Below are 17,836 nucleotides of genomic sequence, written 5' to 3'. Positions count from 1 at the left end.
ATTCAAATCTGCTACAATTACGCCAATTTTGAATCCCCACTTTTTCAGTTTTAGTACATATTTAGAAATGTGTACATAACTGTGTACATATTGTAGATTTTTCTCATGTTTAAAGATCAATTAGCTAGAGAGGTAAAGGCTCGTAGAACCTTTGCTATTATTTCCCACCCCGATGCGGGTAAAACCACCATGACAGAGAAGCTGCTGTTATGGGGTAAGGCCATTCAGGTGGCGGGTATGGTCAAAAGCCGTAAATCAGATCGCTCTGCAACCTCCGACTGGATGGAAATGGAAAAAGAGCGTGGTATCTCGATTACCACCTCGGTGATGCAATTCCCATTTAAGCAGCACACCATTAACCTTTTGGATACACCGGGACACGAAGATTTCTCCGAAGACACCTACCGTACTCTAACGGCTGTCGACTCGGCGCTGATGGTAATTGACGGTGCCAAAGGGGTTGAGGAACGAACCATTAAACTGATGGAAGTGTGTCGTATGCGCGATACGCCAATCATTTCGTTTGTCAACAAAATGGACCGTGAAATTCGCGAACCGCTTGAGCTGCTCGATGAAATTGAAAGCGTTTTAAATATCCGCTGTGTACCGATCACATGGCCACTGGGTATGGGACGCGACTTTGCAGGTGTATATAATCTGCTTGAAGACAAGCTTTATGTGTACAAAGCGGGCTTTGGTTCGACCATTACCGATATTGAAATTCGTGATGGCTATGATCACGCCGATATCCGTGAAAAAGTGGGTGAGCTGGCTTGGGCCTCTTTTGAAGAGTCTTTAGAGCTGGTACAAATGGCCAACGAACCGTTAGACCGTGAGCTGTTCTTGCAAGGTAAACAAACACCTGTACTGTTTGGTACCGCACTTGGCAACTTTGGAGTCGATCATGTTTTGGATGCCTTTATTCAGTGGGCACCAGAACCAAAAGCACATCCTACCCAAGAGCGTACCGTCGAGGCGACTGAAGAAGGATTTAGTGGCTTTGTATTTAAGATTCAGGCCAATATGGATCCGAAACATCGTGACCGGATTGCCTTTATGCGAATTTGTTCGGGTAAATATGAAAAAGGCCTGAAAATGAATCATGTGCGCTTGGGTAAAGACGTGCGGATTTCAGATGCACTAACCTTTTTGGCAGGCGAACGTGAGCATTTGGAAGAGGCTTGGCCGGGCGATATTATTGGTTTGCACAACCATGGTACCATCCAGATTGGGGATACCTTTACCAGTGGTGAAAAACTGCATTTTACCGGTATTCCGCACTTTGCGCCTGAAATGTTCCGCCGTGTACGTCTTAAAGATCCGCTTAAATCTAAGCAGTTGCAAAAAGGCTTAAAAGAGCTGTCAGAAGAAGGCGCAACACAGGTCTTTATGCCACAAATCAGTAATGATTTGATTGTGGGGGCAGTAGGGGTGCTACAGTTTGATGTGGTGGCTTATCGCTTAAAAGAAGAATACAAAGTCGATTGTATTTATGAGCCGATCAGCGTGAACACCGTGCGTTGGGTGCATTGCGATGATGAAAAGATTTTTAATGAATTCAAGAAAAAAGCTCACGATCAACTTTCGGTCGATGGTGGTGGACACTTAACTTATTTGGCACCAAGTCGGGTCAATCTGCAACTGATGCAGGAACGCTGGCCTGATATCCAGTTCCGAAATACACGAGAACACTAAATAATGTAAAAAACAGCGTCTAAACAGACGCTGTTTTTTCTTTTAGAGTACAGCTTTGAGTTTGCAGGATTCGCATATGCGTCGATACATCTGGCTGTTAGGTCTCTGTTTGTGCATCATTGCCGCACTGTGTATATGGTTGTGGTTTGCTGCTGCACCAAAACCGCCAGCAGTTCCAGCGAAGACGCCAAGCAAAACAATACAAGTCGCTCCAATACAGAGTCAGTCTACTGCACTTCAGGTGCCAAAGCTTGAGTGTTCGTCTTCATCGACCTGTGCTCGTTTGGATGTTCAAACGCTGAAGACCAATGATCCTTGGCTGAAACAATGGATTGATCTACAGATTGCGGAAGTGATCAATGAGCAGCTCAAGAAAAAAATCACGCCGCCCACTCTGGATGCAGTGTTAAAGCAATATCTGAAACAATCTAAACAATGGCAAGCACAATACTCACGCAATCGACCGTATGAACTCAAGGTAAGTAGTGCAATCGCTTATCAAAAAAACCAGTATGTGCTGTTACAAATTGGACTCAATGCCAAACAGGAAGAAATTACCATAAAGAATCGTTATTACTTTATGGTGGCCGATCGTAAAAGCAAACGTATGATTGCTGTGAATGATATTCTTAACCCGAAACAGCAAGCACAATTTGAGCAATGGGTACAGACAGCCTACAAAAAATGGCGCAGCCAGCAGCCGAAAGACATACAAAAAGAAGCACCGAAACAGCTCGACTGGCGTGAAGCCGATTTGTTCTTTGATCAGGAGGGCATTGGTTTGCACTATCGTGCCAGCGAGATTTCAGAACACGCCGATCAGTTTGATCTGTATTTTACTGCACAGCAAACCAAGACGGTATTGAATCCAGCTATTTATCGAGATATGTTTTAACTCTGTATAGATATTTTAAGTAATGCTGGTCAAAGCGCAGTGGCTTGGATTAGCATCATCATATATGTAAATAAATGTGTAAGGCATTGCGTATGTTGCGATTTCAGAAGAATGCATGGATAGCCATTTTGGGAAGCACACTGGCTCTGGCGGCTTGTCAGCCTAAGCAAGCAGCAGAAGACGCTGCAAAAGCAGTATCGGCCACCGATTCATCCACTCAGGCACAGGCCTTGGCCATCGAAGGAAAAACGGTAAAACTGAATGCAGATTTACCAGAATGTGACGGCAATAATTGTCCAGAATTCGAGATCGAACGCCTGCAAAGTAATATGCCATGGATCGACCAACAGATTGATGCAGAAATTTTAAATAATTTGGCGCGTATTCTTGAAATATCCAAGTCGGTCAAAGCTGGTGATAGCGCGGCAAAGCCTGAAACCGGCGCTGCCAGTGCCGCAACGGACGCGCAACCAGAGCAAATTACCCTTGAACAGCAAATTAAACCCTATGTGCGTTCATTTGTTGCTTTAGACAACGAAATGAAAACCTTAAGTGCGAATCATCAGTTGAATCTGATGATCAAGCCCTCAATTTTAAAATCGCAGCAACCAGTCGCCACAATTGTACTCAATACCAGTAGTTACTTGGGGGGAGCTCATGGCTCAGCCATGCAAGAATATTATAATTTCGATTTAAAACAGCAGAAACGACTGCATTTGAATGACTTACTGTTAGCCAAGCAAAAAGTAGCGCTAGAAAAGTTAGCTCACGAGGCCTTTAAAGCTTGGGTGATTGAATCGAAGCTCGCGACATCGGTAGACGAATATGAGCAGGCGTGGAAATTCAAGCTTTCGGATAATTTCTTACTCGGCGATGATGGACTTATTTTGCAATACGGTGAATATGAAATTGGCCCATATGCGGTTGGTTTACCGCGCTTGGTGATTCCATACTCACAACTCGGCGGTATTTTGAAACCCGAATATTTACCTCAAGCCAAAGGGCAGCGTTAATACAAGGATATTTTTAGATGCATCGCCTGTTTGATACGCACACGCATTTTGACGTTCCGGATTTTGATCCGGATCGCGTGGAGCTGGCTTATCGGGCGAAGGAACGTGGTGTTGAGGCATTGGTTCTGATTGGTTTTGTGGCTTCGCGCTTCGACGATCTATGCCGCGTACATGATCAAATCAATCAGCGCGATCAGGCGCCTCAAAGTTATCTGGCGCCCGGTTTGCATCCATTTTATATCAAAGAACATACCGATACAGATCTGCATCGGCTTGAGCAATTACTGAAACAGCGGCCCTGTGTGGCAGTCGGTGAAATTGGCCTTGATACCTTTTTAAGCGAGCACAAGCAACCTGAAATATTCACTCAACAGCGTGCTTATTTTTCTGCGCAGCTCGACTTGGCAACGCAATATGACAAACCCGTTTTATTGCATATCCGTAAAGCCCATGCCGATGTGATCCAACTGCTCAAACAGCACAAATTTAAACACGGCGGTATTGCACATGCCTTTAGTGGTGGTGTGGAGGAAGCCAAAGCGCTCATTAAACTTGATTTCAAACTAGGTGTTACTGGACAAATCACCAATCCAAACGCAAAAAAACTGCATCAAGTGGTTCAGGCTGTTGGTGCAAAGCACTTGGTGCTGGAGACCGATTGCCCCGATATGACCCCGTTATGCTGTCAGCATTCCAATCAGACACGTACACGAAATACACCTGTTAATTTACCTTATGTCTTAGAAGGACTGGCGACATCACTCGGTTTGTCAGCAGATGAGTTGGCGCCGGTCATGTGGCAAAATGCACTGAACGCGCTACGATTAAATCAATAAAAAACAACATCCTTAAAAACAATAACCAAAACTGAACACTGTGTGTCCAAATCTGGCATACAGTAGAAAAACATCAAACAAAATCTTTAAAAACAAATAGCCAACCGGAGGATGACCGCATGGCCAGCTATAGTAAAATCAACAGTTTTAATGCATTAAAAACATTAAAAGTTTCAGGTCGTAATTACCAAATTTTTAGTCTGGCGCAGGCAGAAAAACAATTGGGTGATCTTGCGCAGTTGCCAAAATCGCTAAAAGTACTGCTTGAAAACCTACTTCGCTTTGAAGATAACCATACCGTAACGCAAGCCCATATTCAGGCACTTGTGGATTGGCAAAAAACGAAAACCTCTGAGCAGGAGATTCAATATCGACCTGCACGGGTACTCATGCAGGACTTTACTGGTGTTCCTGCTGTCGTCGATTTGGCTGCCATGCGTGCAGCGATGGCCAAGGCAGGAGGTGATCCGGAAAAAATTAATCCGCTTTCACCAGTCGATCTGGTCATTGATCACTCGGTAATGGTCGATCATTTTGCCACAGACGATGCGTTTGAAGAAAATGTTGAAATTGAGATGCAACGCAACGGCGAACGCTATCAATTTTTACGCTGGGGACAATCGGCCTTTAATAATTTCAGCGTTGTACCGCCGGGTACGGGTATTTGTCATCAGGTAAACCTTGAATATCTGGCGCAGGCGGTATGGACCAACGCAGAACAAGGGCACACCTATGCCTTTCCAGATACATTGGTCGGAACCGACTCGCATACTACCATGATCAATGGTTTAGGCGTATTAGGCTGGGGCGTAGGCGGAATTGAAGCTGAAGCAGCCATGTTGGGACAACCCATTTCCATGCTCATTCCAGAAGTGATTGGCTTCAAGCTGACTGGTAAACTCAAAGAAGGTATTACCGCAACCGACCTTGTATTAACTGTCACGCAAATGCTGCGCCAGAAAGGTGTGGTGGGTAAGTTTGTGGAATTTTACGGTGATGGACTGGCAGATTTACCACTTGCAGACCGTGCTACGATTGCCAATATGGCGCCAGAATACGGTGCGACCTGTGGATTCTTCCCAGTCGATGAGATTACCCTTGAATACATGCGTTTGACAGGCCGCGATCCAGAGCGGATTGCACTGGTCGAGGATTACAGCAAAGAGCAGGGATTATGGCGTCATACTGGCGATGAGCCTGTATTTACCGATACGCTAACACTCGATATGGCCAGTGTTGAGGCGAGTTTGGCTGGCCCAAAACGTCCGCAAGACCGAGTGGTATTGTCAAAAGTTCCAGCAGCATTTCAAGCCGCTGTCGAGTTGAACTTACAACCGGCCAAACCTGAAAAACAGCGCCTAGAAAATGAAGGCGGTGGTACAGCGGTAGATGTTGAAGAAAGTCATCATGAATCCGATACGCCGCATTTTGAACTCGATGGACAGCGTTATGATCTTCATCATGGCGATGTGGTCATTTCTGCCATTACCTCATGTACAAATACGTCTAACCCAAGCGTAATGCTCGCGGCAGGTTTGTTAGCGAAAAAAGCCATTGAAAAAGGCCTACAACGTAAACCTTGGGTGAAAAGTTCACTGGCACCGGGCTCAAAAGTCGTCACCGAATATTTGGCAGCTGCCGGACTCACACCTTATCTGGATCAGCTTGGCTACAATCTGGTGGGTTATGGCTGTACCACCTGCATTGGGAACTCAGGACCATTGCCCGACCCAATTGAAGCGGCCATTCAGAAGTATGATCTAAATGTAGCCTCGGTATTATCGGGTAACCGAAACTTTGAAGGTCGTGTCCATCCGCTGGTGAAAACCAACTGGCTTGCCTCACCACCTTTGGTTGTGGCTTATGGGCTGGCTGGTACCATTCGTAAAGATTTAACCGCCGAGCCTTTAGGTCAGGGCAAAAATGGTGAAGATATTTACCTCAAAGACATTTGGCCAAGCAGTGCAGAAATTGCAGCAGTATTGCAAAAAGTCGATACCGAGATGTTCCACAAGGAATACGCAGATGTTTTTGAAGGGGATGAAAGTTGGCAATCGATTCAAATTCCACACAGTAAAACCTATGAATGGGCCGATGATTCAACTTATATTCAGCATCCTCCATTTTTTGAAAAAATCGATCAGCCACCTGAGCCGATTCAGAATATTGAGCATGCACGTATTTTGGCCGTGCTAGGCGATTCGGTCACCACAGATCATATTTCACCTGCTGGTAATATCAAGAAAGACAGTCCCGCTGGTCGCTACCTGCAAGAAAATGGCATTGAACCTAAAGATTTTAATTCCTACGGTTCGCGACGCGGCAATCATGAAGTCATGATGCGCGGTACTTTTGCCAATATCCGTATCAAAAATGAAATGCTGGGAGGCGAAGAGGGCGGTAACACCTTGCATATTCCGAGCGGTGAAAAACTCGCGATCTATGATGCTGCCATGCGTTATGCCGAGGAACACACGCCACTGGTGATTGTGGCAGGTAAAGAGTACGGCACGGGTTCCTCTCGTGACTGGGCTGCTAAAGGCACCAATTTACTGGGTGTAAAAGCAGTCATTGCTGAAAGCTTTGAGCGTATTCACCGTTCTAATCTGGTTGGAATGGGGGTTTTGCCGTTACAGTTTGTCGATGGTCAAACACGACAATCTTTAAATCTGACCGGTAAAGAAGAGCTGTCTATTTCTGGTTTATCAGACGAGATTCAGCCGCATCAACAGCTTGACGTGAGTGTGACGCGTGAAGATGGATCGACTGAGAGCTTCAAAGTACTCTGTCGTATCGATACACTGAACGAAGTTGAGTACTTTAAAGCTGGCGGTATTTTGCATTATGTACTGCGCAACCTGATTGCAGCTTAAACACACTTGAGTTCACTTTTTAAAGGCCTTTGTTATCATGACAAAGGCCTTTACTGTTGGGCTAACAATCGGCAGCTAAAACCAGTAAAATATGCCGTCTTTAAAATGAACTGATTTGAGCCGTATGACCGACTTCCACGACGATGAATATGAACGCCGTTTTGCAGGCGTTGCCAAAATTTATGGTGATGAAGCATTTCATCATTATGAACAAAGTCATGTCATGGTCATTGGAATTGGCGGTGTCGGGAGTTGGGCGGTTGAAGCCTTGGCGCGCACGGGAATTGCTCAATTAACGTTGGTCGATATGGATGTGCTGGCTGCATCGAATATTAACCGTCAGTTGCCTGCATTATCATCGACCTTGGGGCAAGAAAAAGCAGCGATCATGGCGGAGCGTTGCCGTCAGATCAACCCGCGAATTCAGGTCAATGTGATTGATGATTTTTTATCGGCCGATAATGTTGCAGATATATTGGCTGATCAACCCGATGTGGTGCTGGATTGTATTGATGATGTCAAAGCCAAACTTGCACTGATGCTGCACTGTCGTTTCAATAAGATTTCGTTAATTGTGTCTGGTGGAGCAGGTGGCAAACTGGATCCGCTTAAAATTCGCGTTGCAGATTTGTCTAAAACCGAACAAGATCCGATGCTGGCCAAGTTAAGAAGTCAGTTGCGGGCCAAAGGCATTTGTAAAAAGCCCAAAGAGAAGTTTGGCATTACCTGTATTTATTCGATTGATAATCCATTTTCCAGTGCAGAGGTGTGCGCAGCGGCGGGATTACGCTGCGGCGGATATGGCTCTGCGGTGGTGGTGACATCAAGCTTTGCCATGGTCGCCGTGGCAGAAGTGCTTAAAAAGCTCGATCTGAAAAATCACAAAATCAAACAGCACGCATAAATTTAGACAAATAATCCGCTTTAATTGTCGTCGTCTGCGCCTGGTCTAAAATAACTGTAGCTCACGTCATCATCGCGATATACGTTGTAGCTCGGTTGTTTGTAGTCAGAAATCCACTGGCTGCCACTATAACCTGCGATATGGCCATATACATGGTTTTTGGTACGCTTAATAATATAAATATCGCCGACTTTTGGGTGGTCAAATGCAGGTTGAATTTGGCGATAGCCAATTTTCTTTAACGTATCTCCCCAGTCCGAAGCAGCGACAGGATGGCTCTGAATCTTTGCGCCCGCAGATTCTAGGGCAATACGAACCATCTTGGCGCATTTTGCCGTGCTGGTAAATCCACTCATTGTTTGCAATTTTGAGACAAATTTATGCACATCAATCTGACTACGTCCTGCCTTTTCAGAGGAAAAAGAAAACGGACCAGATGACCGGCTTGAAGATTCAATAATTGTTCTTTCTGTTGTGCTTTGCGTTGGATAATAATCGGCAGCTTGTCCGTCATAAATCATGGTTGAACTTCATCCCTACGTTTTTTAAGTCGCTGTGCAAATGATGTAATTTCCTGACCGGCTTATCCTACAGGTCGAATCTTAAAGAATTTTTTAAGCTATGTAATAATATTTCACAAAGTGATTATTTTTAAATCAGTTGCACGTTAAATCAGACGCTTAGTGCTGTGAAAAAAAGAGATGAATGAAGATTTTTTAGACAACTGTTTGTACGAAGCACATAAAGAAGTGCCATGACGAAAACCGTAAGTCATGGCACTATTTTGATTTAAACACTTTGCTCAATACTGACCGTATCGCGACGGCTTAAGCTTTCTGCCATCTGATGCAGTGCCCGATCTATATCATGCAGAGTTTTGGCGTTTCCACCACTTAATGCTTGTCGCCATTTACGTGCACCCGGCAAGTTCTGGAACAGGCCTAAAATGTGGCGCGTGATAATCGACAGTGGTGCACCTTCAGCCAATCGTTGTTCGATATATGGAAGCATTTTGTGCATGATTTCAAATCGATCTGGAGGCGTAAGGTTCCACAACTGCCCCAGTTCTGCCAGTAAGTAAGGATTATGATACGCTTCGCGACCAATCATCACGCCATCAACATGTTGTAAATGCTGCTGTGTTTCCGCAACGCTTTTAATGCCACCATTGATTTCGATATAGAGATTTGGGCGTTCTTGTTTGAGTCGGTATACATCTTCGTAGCGTAGCGGCGGAATTTCACGGTTTTCTTTAGGCGATAACCCTTTAAGTATGGCAATTCTGGCATGGACAACAAAATGGCGGCAGCCAGTCTTTGCCACGGTATCTACAAAATTCAGCATTTCATCGTAAGACTGCATGTCATCAATGCCAATACGATGCTTAACGTGTACAGGAATATCAACGACCTGTTGCATTTGTGCAATACATTCGGCCACGAGATCGGGTTCTGCCATCAGACATGCGCCAATTTTATTGTTTTGTACACGGTCACTTGGACAGCCGACATTGAGATTGACTTCATCATAGCCCCAATCTTGTGCCATTTTGGTACATTCGGCCAGATCTTTGGGATTGGAACCACCCAGTTGTAGCACGATAGGATGTTCTTCATGACTATAATCGAGATGGCGTTTGGCATCACCAAATAAAATCGCGCCTGTCGTGACCATTTCGGTGTACAACACCACATTCGGATTAAATAGGCGAGCAAAAAAGCGGTAGTCTTTGGTCGTCCAATCCATCATCGGGGCAACCGAAATACGGGGCTTTAACGTCTCTAGTGATGATTTCATGAAAACAGATCCAAACAATGAGTGTGCAACGAGGGCATAAATTATACGCGGTTTATGCTAAATCCCCAAATTGTGCAATTGGGGATGTTTCTCACGCCACATTGGGTTTTTTATTCCGATACAGCAAATAATCTAAAAGCGCAAAGAAGGTGGCAAAGATGGCCAGTGCCAAACCTGCCATGCAGGTATATACCCATCCACCATGATTCCATGCGTATGTACCAATCGCAGAACCTGTTGCAGCGCCACCAAAATATAGCGTCATATAAATGGCATTCAGGCGAGATTTGGCATTGGGACGAATTCGAAAAATAATATTTTGATTGCACGAATGCACAAATGCCAAACCGAGATTCGTCGTGGCAAAACCAATTAAATACAGTCCTAATCCAGCCGAAGAAAAATAAAAGATCACCCAGCTTAAAATTAAGAAACCACAGCCCAGAAAAGTAAACAGCGTTCCGTAGCCACGATCGGCATACTTCCCTACAAACTGAGAAGACAAAGCCCCAAATACTCCCACCAAACTCACCAAGCCAATCCACATATCTTGCAAATGAAAGGGTGCGGAAGACAGATACACGGCAATGGTCGAGAAAATCACACTCATCGAAGCAAATGCACCCGCGCCTGCATAGGCCCGAATCGATAAGCGCTTTTCACTCACCAACAGTTCAGCCATCGATTTAAATACATCGCTGTATTTCATTCGAATACGCATGGCATAAGGCAGTTCGGATTTTAGTTTAAAGGCTAAAATAAAGATGAGTACTGCACTAACCACATAAATCAGTTTCCAGTGGACCAATTGCGACAGTAACCCTGACAAGCTGGTCGAAAGTAAAATGCCAACCAGCAATCCACTCATTAAGAATCCAACCACTTCGCCTATTTTTTCAGGCCGCACAGTCATGGTGGCAAACGGAATCAAGACTTGAGCTGCAACCGAAAACAGCCCCGTAATCACGGTTCCGATCCAGAGCATGGTTAAATTCACGGATGTAGCACAGATCAAAAGTCCTACACCAGCCAAGGCCATCAATAACGGAATGAATCTGGTTTTGTTGACAATATCGCCCAGAGGCACAATCAAAAGTAGGCCAAAAGCATACGACATTTGCGCAAAGGTAATGGTTAACTGGGCTTGGGCTGTGGTAACCCCAAAGGCATGTTGAATCGAATTGATTAGTGGTTGGCAAAAGTAGTTTGCGCCCGCAGTCAGACCACATGCAAGCGCCATCAACCAAAGTAATTTTTTATTCTGGCTAATATCAGATGTTTCTTGCATAAAATTCTCTCATATCAATGGGTATACGCAGTTGCTTCAACTTCAAATTGCATATTGGGTAATGCCAGTCCTGTCACAGGAATAAGTGTACAGGCCGGGAAATTCTGTTCAGGCCATAATGTCTGCATGATTTTAATCACGATCTTATGTTTGGTCGTATCATGATTCACAATCAACAGGCGTAACACTGCGATGTTAGTGATAGAGGCATTGATATGGTTAAGCGCTCGTTCGATATTGTGAAATGCTTGCCATACTTGTTCAGAAAAATCATGTGAAAATTCACCAGCCTGATTTTCACCACCTTGACCTGCAATATGTAAGATCCGCTGAAAATTCCTAACTTCTACAACATGGTTATAAGCAAATGCTTGGGGATTATATAACGTTTCAGGGTTAATGATTTGAAAACAATGTTTAGATTTGAATGACATGAGAATATGAAGATGATTAAATTAAATGCTAGTATCAAAGCTCAAGTTAACTTGAGGTCAAGCGATTGAAGCAAGAAAATTTAGCACAACAATTCATCACGATTGGAGAGTTGGCTAAACGTAGTGGGGTAAGTGTCTCTACAATACGATTTTATGAAGAAAAACAATTGATCTGGAGTATTCGAACTAATGGCAACCAACGCCGATATGTGCGTTCGATGCTCAGACGTATCGCCATTATTAAAGTAGCGCAGTTGGTGGGTATCAGTCTTGAAGAGGTTAAACAAGCATTTTCGGTCTTACCTGATCGAAAAATGGCATCTAAACAAGATTGGGAAAAGATGTCTAATCTCTGGAAAAATCAACTTGAAGAAAAAATTCAGACCTTATTGCAGATTAGACAGCAACTGGACTGGTGTATTGGTTGTGGATGTTTATCGCTTGATCAATGTCCGCTACGTAATCCTGATGATTACTATGCGAGCCAGTCAAATGGAGCACATTTTCAGAAGATTAAATATCGCATTGAACCACTTGAAGCAGAAGATTAATGTTTTAATCGGCTTTTGCCTAAGCTAATCATTAATACACCAACGATATTGAGCCCACATCCAATCCATTGCCAAAGATTTAAGTGCTCATTGAGAAACAAGACAGCAAGTATAATGGTGAGAATGGGACCAATTGAGGCAATCATGGCAGACTGTGAAGCCCCCAGGCGCTGAATACTTTGCATTAATAAAGCCGTTGGTAAAACGGTAACGAAAAAACCAAGACCAATGCCATATAGCCAAACACCGGTTGGCAACTGCATGAGTGTATCTATAGGGTGTGTAGTGCCAATGACAAAATGAAGCAGTGTGCCTACGCAGGCTACGCTGAGCGCCAAACCGTTAAAATTCCATGAACCAAATTTTTTAATAAGAAGAGGGGTCAATAATAAATACGCTGCAAACGCGATGGCACTGGCAAATACGGCGCTACAGCCGATCCACAGATTGCCCTGACTTGGTGCGATTTTGCCTTCTTGTAGCATGACCAGAACCGTTCCTCCATAACTCAAAAAAATGGCAAACCAAGTTTTTGCATTTAATTTTTGACGATAAATTAAACTTGAGGCCAAAACAGTGAGCGTGGGATACAAAAATAAAATAATGCGTTCAAGTGAAGCACTAATAAACATCAGCCCCACAAAGTCTAACCAGCTGGCGAAATAATAGCCCAATAGCCCAGCAAAAACTAAAATGAGCCAATCTTTTATATGAATGCCTTGATTATGATGCCGATTTAACCAGCAAATAAGTATAAAGAAGGGTAAAGCACTTCCCATTCGAAGCACCATTAAGGTGGTTGCATCAACCAAAGGAGAGAGGGCGTAAGCCTGTTTGATAAAAATGGCTTTGGTGCTGAATAAAAAAGCAGCAAAAATGGCACACAGGGATCCTGTTTGTACCGGATTCATTGAAAATTTCATCTAAAAAATAGCATCTTGAGTCGTTTTTTAATTTTTAGTCAAACTCTCCTATTTTATAGATTTAAGGTATAAAGATGAATCATTAGTTCAAAATATAGGTATTTATTAAATAAATAGTGGGTGGTAATTTAAAAAAGTTCAATTAGAATCCAAAAAATGAACAAAACATAACCTGGGGGAGAACATCGTTTAATACGGTGTTTGTACTTAAGAAAATTAGCTTGAGGAATGCTCATGCAGATCGGAATCCCAACAGAAACGATCGCTGGTGAAAATCGTGTCGCAGCGACACCAGAGACAGTGAAAAAGTTGATCAGTGCTGGCCATCGCGTCTTGATTGAGCGTGGAGCAGGGGTAAGAGCCGCGTATATCGACAGCGCTTATGAACAGATAGGTGCTACCATTACGGAAGATGTTTATTCGGGTAGTCAATTGATTTTGAAAGTTCGGGCACCTCAAGGTGACGAAATTCAAAAGTTAGCTGCACATACAACCGTTGTGGCGATGTTTGATCCATATCGAAATCCAGACCTAGATACCTTTGCCAGTCAAAACGTATCTGCATTTGCTCTAGAGTTGTTGCCACGTACGTTGTCTCGTGCGCAAAACATGGACGTGTTGTCTTCTCAAGCCAACTTGGCGGGTTATAAGTCGGTTTTGCTGGCAGCAGCAGAATACCAGCGCATGTTCCCGATGCTCATGACCGCAGCAGGTACTGTAAAACCTGCACGTGTGGTGATTATGGGGGTTGGGGTGGCAGGCCTTCAGGCGATTGCCACAGCCAAACGCTTAGGGGCAGTGGTTGAAGCCACCGATTTACGCCCAACGGCTAAAGAGCAAGTCGAATCGCTTGGGGGTAAGTGGTTAGATGTGCCGATGTCACCTGAAGAGCAAGCGCGTGCCGATGAAGCTGCCAAAAATGGATATGGCTGGACGCCGGGTGAGCAGTACATCAAGGATCAGGCAGCCATTGTCGATAAAGCAGTGTCCAATGCCGATATCGTCATTACGACTGCGCTATTACCGGGTCGAAATGCACCGCGTCTAATTAAAGCGGAAACCGTAGCCAAAATGAAACCGGGTTCAGTCATTTTGGATATGGCCGTCGAAACAGGTGGTAATGTTGAAGGCTCTAAAGTCGGCGAAACGGTATTCACCGAAAATGGTGTGAAGATTTTAGGTGTTCCAAATATTCCATCGACCTTGTCGACAGAAGCTTCAGCACTATACGCACGCAATGTATTCAATTTTGTTGAAACTCTGTTTGATCAAGACAAGAATTTTGCCATCAATCCAGAAGAAGAAATTCAAAAAGCCCTATTGGTCACTCATGGCGGTCATGTACTGCTCAAGCGTGGTTAAGGAGAATACTCATGGTTGAAACGATTACAATTTTCGTCCTTGCCATCTTCGTAGGTTATTACGTGGTATGGGGCGTTACGCCTGCATTGCACACACCGCTGATGGCGGTTACGAATGCATTGTCTTCCATTATCATCGTGGGGGCGATGATCCAAACCGTGGGTTTACCCATGATTGGTGTAGAAGGCAGTGTCGATTTTCAAAGCATCAATGTCGTGAGTGTATTGGGTGCTATTGCGGTGTTCTTGGCCAGTATTAACATTTTTGGTGGCTTCGCTGTAACAGCGCGCATGCTTGAAATGTTTAAGCCGAAGCAGAAAAAATAAGAGGACGAAAACATGGAATTTATTCGAGCAAACGCAGAGTGGTTCTACCTGATCGGTGCAGTCCTGTTTATTATGACGCTTCGCGGATTGTCTGGACCTAAAACAGCAATTTCGGGTAACCGCTACGGCATGATCGGTATGGCGATTGCGGTATTGACCACGTTCTTTGTGGCTGATCATCCTGTGGTTTGGATGATTGTGGGGGCGATGGTGCTGGGTGCAATTGTGGGGATTGTGCGCGCACGGACGGTACCAATGACACAAATGCCAGAAACGGTTGCACTGATGCACTCCTTGGTGGGTCTGGCAGCGGTACTGATTGCTATTGCGGCAATTTTGCACAACAACCAATTAACAGTTCTGTTTGAACAAAACGAAGCAGCGTTGACTGCTGCGGGCGTTCAGCATGCACACATGAGCCCAGTACATTTGTTTGAGCTGTTTGTAGGTTGCTTTGTCGGCGCAATTACTTTTACTGCATCGGTTTTTGCCTACGGTAAACTGGCTGCAAAGAAATGGGCCAAAACCATTTCTGGCGCTTGGGTAAAGCCAGTGCAGGCCATTATCTTTATTGCAATGCTTGCCTGTGGTTTTTACTTCTTCTCGACGGGCAACATGACGGCGTTCTGGGCAATGACTGCACTGGCACTGGCCTTTGGCTGGGTCTGGATTGCGCCTGTCGGTGGCGGTGATATGCCAGTGGTGGTGTCACTTCTCAACTCATTCTCTGGATGGGCGGCAGCAGGGATTGGTTTTACATTAGAAAATAACATGCTGATTGTAGCAGGCTCTCTGGTGGGTTCATCGGGTGCGATTCTGTCTTACATTATGTGTAAAGCCATGAACCGTAACATTTTGAATGTCTTGTTTGGTGGCGCAATGGGCGGTGCTGCGGTTGCGGGTGCTGCCAAAGGTGAGCAGGTTCAACGTAACCATCGTTCAGGTTCGGCAGATGATGCAGGCTTCTTGATGTCGAATGCAGATAGTGTGGTGATCGTACCAGGTTATGGTATGGCGCAAGGTCGTGCACAAAACGCAGTAAAAGAACTTTGTGAATTGCTCAAAGAGCAAGGCGTAAAAGTGCGTTTCGCAATTCACCCTGTGGCGGGGCGTATGCCGGGCCATATGAATGTATTGTTAGCAGAAGCAGATGTGGCATACGAAGATATTCTGGAAATGGATGAGATTAACTCTGATTTTCCAGCAACCGACGTCGTGCTTGTGATTGGTGCCAATGATGTCGTCAATCCGGCTGCGAAAGATGATCCAAGCTCTCCAATTTATGGTATGCCGATTTTGGAAGCCCACAAGGCACGAACCATTATGGTGATCAAACGCTCAATGGCAACAGGTTATGCAGGTCTGGATAATGATTTGTTCTATAACGAAAAAACCATGATGATTTTTGGTGATGCCAAGAAAGTGGTGGAAGATATGACCAAAGCCATTAATGGCAATGGTCACTAATCTGAGCTAAAACGAAAACCACCTGCGTGAACTGACCCCATAAAGTTGGACAGTTTTTCAGGCGGTTAAACAGGATTGAGTTCTGTATTCAACTGGACTCAATCCACCCAATTTCATCTTAATTCGTTCGTTATTGTAGTAATAAATATATTCATCAATACTACATTTTAACTGGTCAATATTGTCAAACTGCTGCAAATAAAATAGTTCAGATTTTAATAATCCGAAGAAGTTTTCTATTACAGCATTATCTAAGCAATTGCCTTTGCGCGACATGCTTTGTTCTATGCCAGTTTGTTTAAGTCTGTTTTGATAGCTCCTCATTTGATATTGCCAACCTTGATCAGAATGCAGTATCGGTGAGTCTTTTGAACCCAATCTCATACAAGCCATATCAACCATTTTTGCTATCATTTTCTGGTTAGGTATTTCAGTGGATTGCCATGCAATCACTTCACCATTAAACAAATCCAATATCGGGGAAAGATATAACTTTTTGCCATGAACATTAAATTCAGTAACATCCGTGACCCATTTTTGATTGGGTTTGGTAGCGTTAAATTTTCTATCAAGCAAGTTGGGCGCTGTTTTCCCATAAGCACCTTTATATGATTGATATTTCTTGCATCTAATTAATGCTGTTAGCTTCAATTGCCGCATTAATCGTTGTACGGTTTTGTGGTTAATAGCGTAACCATAACGCTTTAACTGGCAGGTAATTCTACGATAGCCATAACGTCCTTTATGGTGTTGGTAGATCATCTGAATATGTTGTTTTATTTGCTCGTATTTATCGGGCCTTTGTAACGCCTTGCTCCAGTAATAAAAAGTGCTGCGAGCTAATTTCATGATGCTCAGCAGACTATCTAGACGATATTGTTGCCTTAATTCAACGATGATTAGCGTTTTTTGCTGTTGGGTGACTGTTGCTGAATCAAGGCATGCAACTTTTTTAAACAGGCATTCTCAGCACGTAAATAATCTAACTCACGTTGCATTTCTTCAGGACTGAGAGTTGAGGAGCTTTTATTAGTAGGTAGTGACTTTGTTATTGTTAGCTTCATTGCAAATGGTCTCCCTCTTTTTTTGGGTATTAGGGCTTGCAAACCACCTTCATCATAACATCGCTCCCATAAACTGACAGAAGATACAGCATGGATATTAAAATGCGCAGCAGTTTCACGCATAGATAAACCATGTTCGCGCATATATAAAATCACAGATTCTTTAAATTCTGGCGTGAAATTTACTTGTGGTGATTCTAATCCTGAAACACCGTACTTTTTATATGCAGCAACCCAAACGCGAACAGCAGAATGGTTTGTCCCAAACCTTTTGGCTGTAGCTTTTTGTCCTCCCTGTCCAGATAGAAAATATTCTACGACAGAGAGTTTAAATTCTAACGTATACCGTCCCATGTGAATGCACCTCATCAGTTGGAGTTTTATGTCCAATTTTTGGGGTGCAGTTCA

At 44.0% G+C, this 17,836-nt stretch carries 16 protein-coding genes; 10 read left to right on the top strand and 6 right to left on the bottom strand.

The features are described 5' to 3' along the window. Positions 1 to 105 precede the first annotated feature (105 nt). The 6 genes from ADA42_RS16605 (at position 106) to ADA42_RS16580 (ending at position 8,216) form a co-directional block, all read left to right on the top strand. Positions 106 to 1,695 carry a peptide chain release factor 3 gene (locus ADA42_RS16605; protein WP_048766342.1) on the top strand — a complete coding sequence of 530 codons (1,590 nt, stop codon included), beginning with the start codon at positions 106 to 108 and terminating at the stop codon, positions 1,693 to 1,695. 76 nt (positions 1,696 to 1,771) lie between these two features. Beyond that, positions 1,772 to 2,590, top strand: a complete 819-nt coding sequence (locus ADA42_RS16600) for a hypothetical protein (RefSeq protein WP_048766341.1) — start codon at positions 1,772 to 1,774, stop codon at positions 2,588 to 2,590. Between the two features lie 92 nt (positions 2,591 to 2,682). Continuing rightward, positions 2,683 to 3,603 (top strand): RsiV family protein, encoded by a 921-nt coding sequence (locus ADA42_RS16595; protein WP_048766340.1) that lies wholly within the window; start codon positions 2,683 to 2,685, stop codon positions 3,601 to 3,603. 17 nt (positions 3,604 to 3,620) lie between these two features. Beyond that, the gene (locus ADA42_RS16590) at positions 3,621 to 4,439 is read left to right on the top strand and encodes a TatD family hydrolase (RefSeq protein ID WP_048766339.1); all 819 of its coding nucleotides are present in this window, start codon (positions 3,621 to 3,623) and stop codon (positions 4,437 to 4,439) included. A 119-nt stretch (positions 4,440 to 4,558) separates the two neighbouring features. Then, positions 4,559 to 7,312: an aconitate hydratase AcnA gene (gene acnA / locus ADA42_RS16585; RefSeq protein WP_048766338.1), complete on the top strand. Its 2,754-nt coding sequence runs from the start codon at positions 4,559 to 4,561 to the stop codon at positions 7,310 to 7,312. A gap of 124 nt (positions 7,313 to 7,436) precedes the next feature. Then, positions 7,437 to 8,216, top strand: a complete 780-nt coding sequence (locus ADA42_RS16580; protein WP_048766336.1) for a tRNA threonylcarbamoyladenosine dehydratase — start codon at positions 7,437 to 7,439, stop codon at positions 8,214 to 8,216. 20 nt (positions 8,217 to 8,236) lie between these two features. Here the strand turns inward: ADA42_RS16580 and ADA42_RS16575 are convergent, their stop codons facing one another. From ADA42_RS16575 to ADA42_RS16560, 4 genes are all read right to left on the bottom strand, one after another. Next, complete coding sequence (locus ADA42_RS16575; RefSeq protein WP_004940560.1) at positions 8,237 to 8,737, bottom strand: hypothetical protein; 501 nt, start codon at positions 8,735 to 8,737, stop codon at positions 8,237 to 8,239. 268 nt (positions 8,738 to 9,005) lie between these two features. Next, positions 9,006 to 10,013: a tRNA dihydrouridine(20/20a) synthase DusA gene (gene dusA, locus ADA42_RS16570; protein WP_048766334.1), complete on the bottom strand. Its 1,008-nt coding sequence runs from the start codon at positions 10,011 to 10,013 to the stop codon at positions 9,006 to 9,008. A 91-nt stretch (positions 10,014 to 10,104) separates the two neighbouring features. Then, complete coding sequence (locus tag ADA42_RS16565; RefSeq protein ID WP_048766332.1) at positions 10,105 to 11,301, bottom strand: MFS transporter; 1,197 nt, start codon at positions 11,299 to 11,301, stop codon at positions 10,105 to 10,107. A 14-nt stretch (positions 11,302 to 11,315) separates the two neighbouring features. Then, positions 11,316 to 11,735, bottom strand: a complete 420-nt coding sequence (locus ADA42_RS16560) for a RidA family protein (RefSeq protein WP_025095870.1) — start codon at positions 11,733 to 11,735, stop codon at positions 11,316 to 11,318. Positions 11,736 to 11,800: 65 nt separating this feature from the next. Between ADA42_RS16560 and soxR the strand changes: the two genes are divergently transcribed. After that, positions 11,801 to 12,286: a redox-sensitive transcriptional activator SoxR gene (soxR, locus tag ADA42_RS16555; RefSeq protein ID WP_048766330.1), complete on the top strand. Its 486-nt coding sequence runs from the start codon at positions 11,801 to 11,803 to the stop codon at positions 12,284 to 12,286. Here the strand turns inward: soxR and ADA42_RS16550 are convergent. Continuing rightward, positions 12,283 to 13,209 (bottom strand): DMT family transporter, encoded by a 927-nt coding sequence (locus ADA42_RS16550; protein ID WP_025095871.1) that lies wholly within the window; start codon positions 13,207 to 13,209, stop codon positions 12,283 to 12,285. The two genes, soxR and ADA42_RS16550, sit on opposite strands and share 4 nt — an antisense overlap. Positions 13,210 to 13,443: 234 nt before the next feature. On the opposite strand from ADA42_RS16550, the gene ADA42_RS16545 reads away from it, so the two are divergent. From ADA42_RS16545 to ADA42_RS16535, 3 genes are read left to right on the top strand one after another with little or no spacing between them, the layout of a single operon-like run. After that, positions 13,444 to 14,571 carry a Re/Si-specific NAD(P)(+) transhydrogenase subunit alpha gene (locus tag ADA42_RS16545; RefSeq protein ID WP_025095872.1) on the top strand — a complete coding sequence of 376 codons (1,128 nt, stop codon included), beginning with the start codon at positions 13,444 to 13,446 and terminating at the stop codon, positions 14,569 to 14,571. Positions 14,572 to 14,582: 11 nt separating this feature from the next. Next, entirely contained in the window at positions 14,583 to 14,897 is a 315-nt protein-coding gene (locus tag ADA42_RS16540; RefSeq protein WP_004940548.1) for a proton-translocating transhydrogenase family protein, read from the top strand. A 12-nt stretch (positions 14,898 to 14,909) separates the two neighbouring features. Continuing rightward, the gene (locus ADA42_RS16535; RefSeq protein ID WP_004945351.1) at positions 14,910 to 16,364 is read left to right on the top strand and encodes an NAD(P)(+) transhydrogenase (Re/Si-specific) subunit beta; all 1,455 of its coding nucleotides are present in this window, start codon (positions 14,910 to 14,912) and stop codon (positions 16,362 to 16,364) included. 57 nt (positions 16,365 to 16,421) lie between these two features. Here the strand turns inward: ADA42_RS16535 and ADA42_RS18235 are convergent. Next, positions 16,422 to 17,782 (bottom strand): IS3 family transposase gene (locus tag ADA42_RS18235; RefSeq protein WP_409360268.1). Its coding sequence is split into 2 segments (ribosomal slippage): positions 16,422 to 17,287 and positions 17,287 to 17,782, totalling 1,362 coding nucleotides; the frame shifts between segments, so codons are not numbered across the junction. Positions 17,783 to 17,836 lie beyond the last annotated feature (54 nt).

This window comes from Acinetobacter sp. 243_ASPC (assembly GCF_001054715.1).
Classification (GTDB): domain Bacteria; phylum Pseudomonadota; class Gammaproteobacteria; order Pseudomonadales; family Moraxellaceae; genus Acinetobacter; species Acinetobacter soli.
The sequence above is the reverse complement of the archived record's forward strand: the minus strand, read 5'-3'. Positions and strand labels throughout refer to the sequence as shown.

Coding starts and splice junctions, on each gene's coding strand:
- ADA42_RS16590 (WP_048766339.1), top strand. CDS start 3,621: ATGCATCGCCTGTTTGATACGCACACGCATTTTGACGTTCCGGATTTT.
- ADA42_RS16580 (WP_048766336.1), top strand. CDS start 7,437: ATGACCGACTTCCACGACGATGAATATGAACGCCGTTTTGCAGGCGTT.
- ADA42_RS16560 (WP_025095870.1), bottom strand. CDS start 11,735: ATGTCATTCAAATCTAAACATTGTTTTCAAATCATTAACCCTGAAACG.
- dusA (WP_048766334.1), bottom strand. CDS start 10,013: ATGAAATCATCACTAGAGACGTTAAAGCCCCGTATTTCGGTTGCCCCG.
- ADA42_RS16565 (WP_048766332.1), bottom strand. CDS start 11,301: ATGCAAGAAACATCTGATATTAGCCAGAATAAAAAATTACTTTGGTTG.
- acnA (WP_048766338.1), top strand. CDS start 4,559: ATGGCCAGCTATAGTAAAATCAACAGTTTTAATGCATTAAAAACATTA.
- ADA42_RS16550 (WP_025095871.1), bottom strand. CDS start 13,209: ATGAAATTTTCAATGAATCCGGTACAAACAGGATCCCTGTGTGCCATT.
- ADA42_RS16535 (WP_004945351.1), top strand. CDS start 14,910: ATGGAATTTATTCGAGCAAACGCAGAGTGGTTCTACCTGATCGGTGCA.
- ADA42_RS16575 (WP_004940560.1), bottom strand. CDS start 8,737: ATGATTTATGACGGACAAGCTGCCGATTATTATCCAACGCAAAGCACA.
- ADA42_RS16605 (WP_048766342.1), top strand. CDS start 106: ATGTTTAAAGATCAATTAGCTAGAGAGGTAAAGGCTCGTAGAACCTTT.
- ADA42_RS16595 (WP_048766340.1), top strand. CDS start 2,683: ATGTTGCGATTTCAGAAGAATGCATGGATAGCCATTTTGGGAAGCACA.
- ADA42_RS16545 (WP_025095872.1), top strand. CDS start 13,444: ATGCAGATCGGAATCCCAACAGAAACGATCGCTGGTGAAAATCGTGTC.
- ADA42_RS16540 (WP_004940548.1), top strand. CDS start 14,583: ATGGTTGAAACGATTACAATTTTCGTCCTTGCCATCTTCGTAGGTTAT.
- ADA42_RS16600 (WP_048766341.1), top strand. CDS start 1,772: ATGCGTCGATACATCTGGCTGTTAGGTCTCTGTTTGTGCATCATTGCC.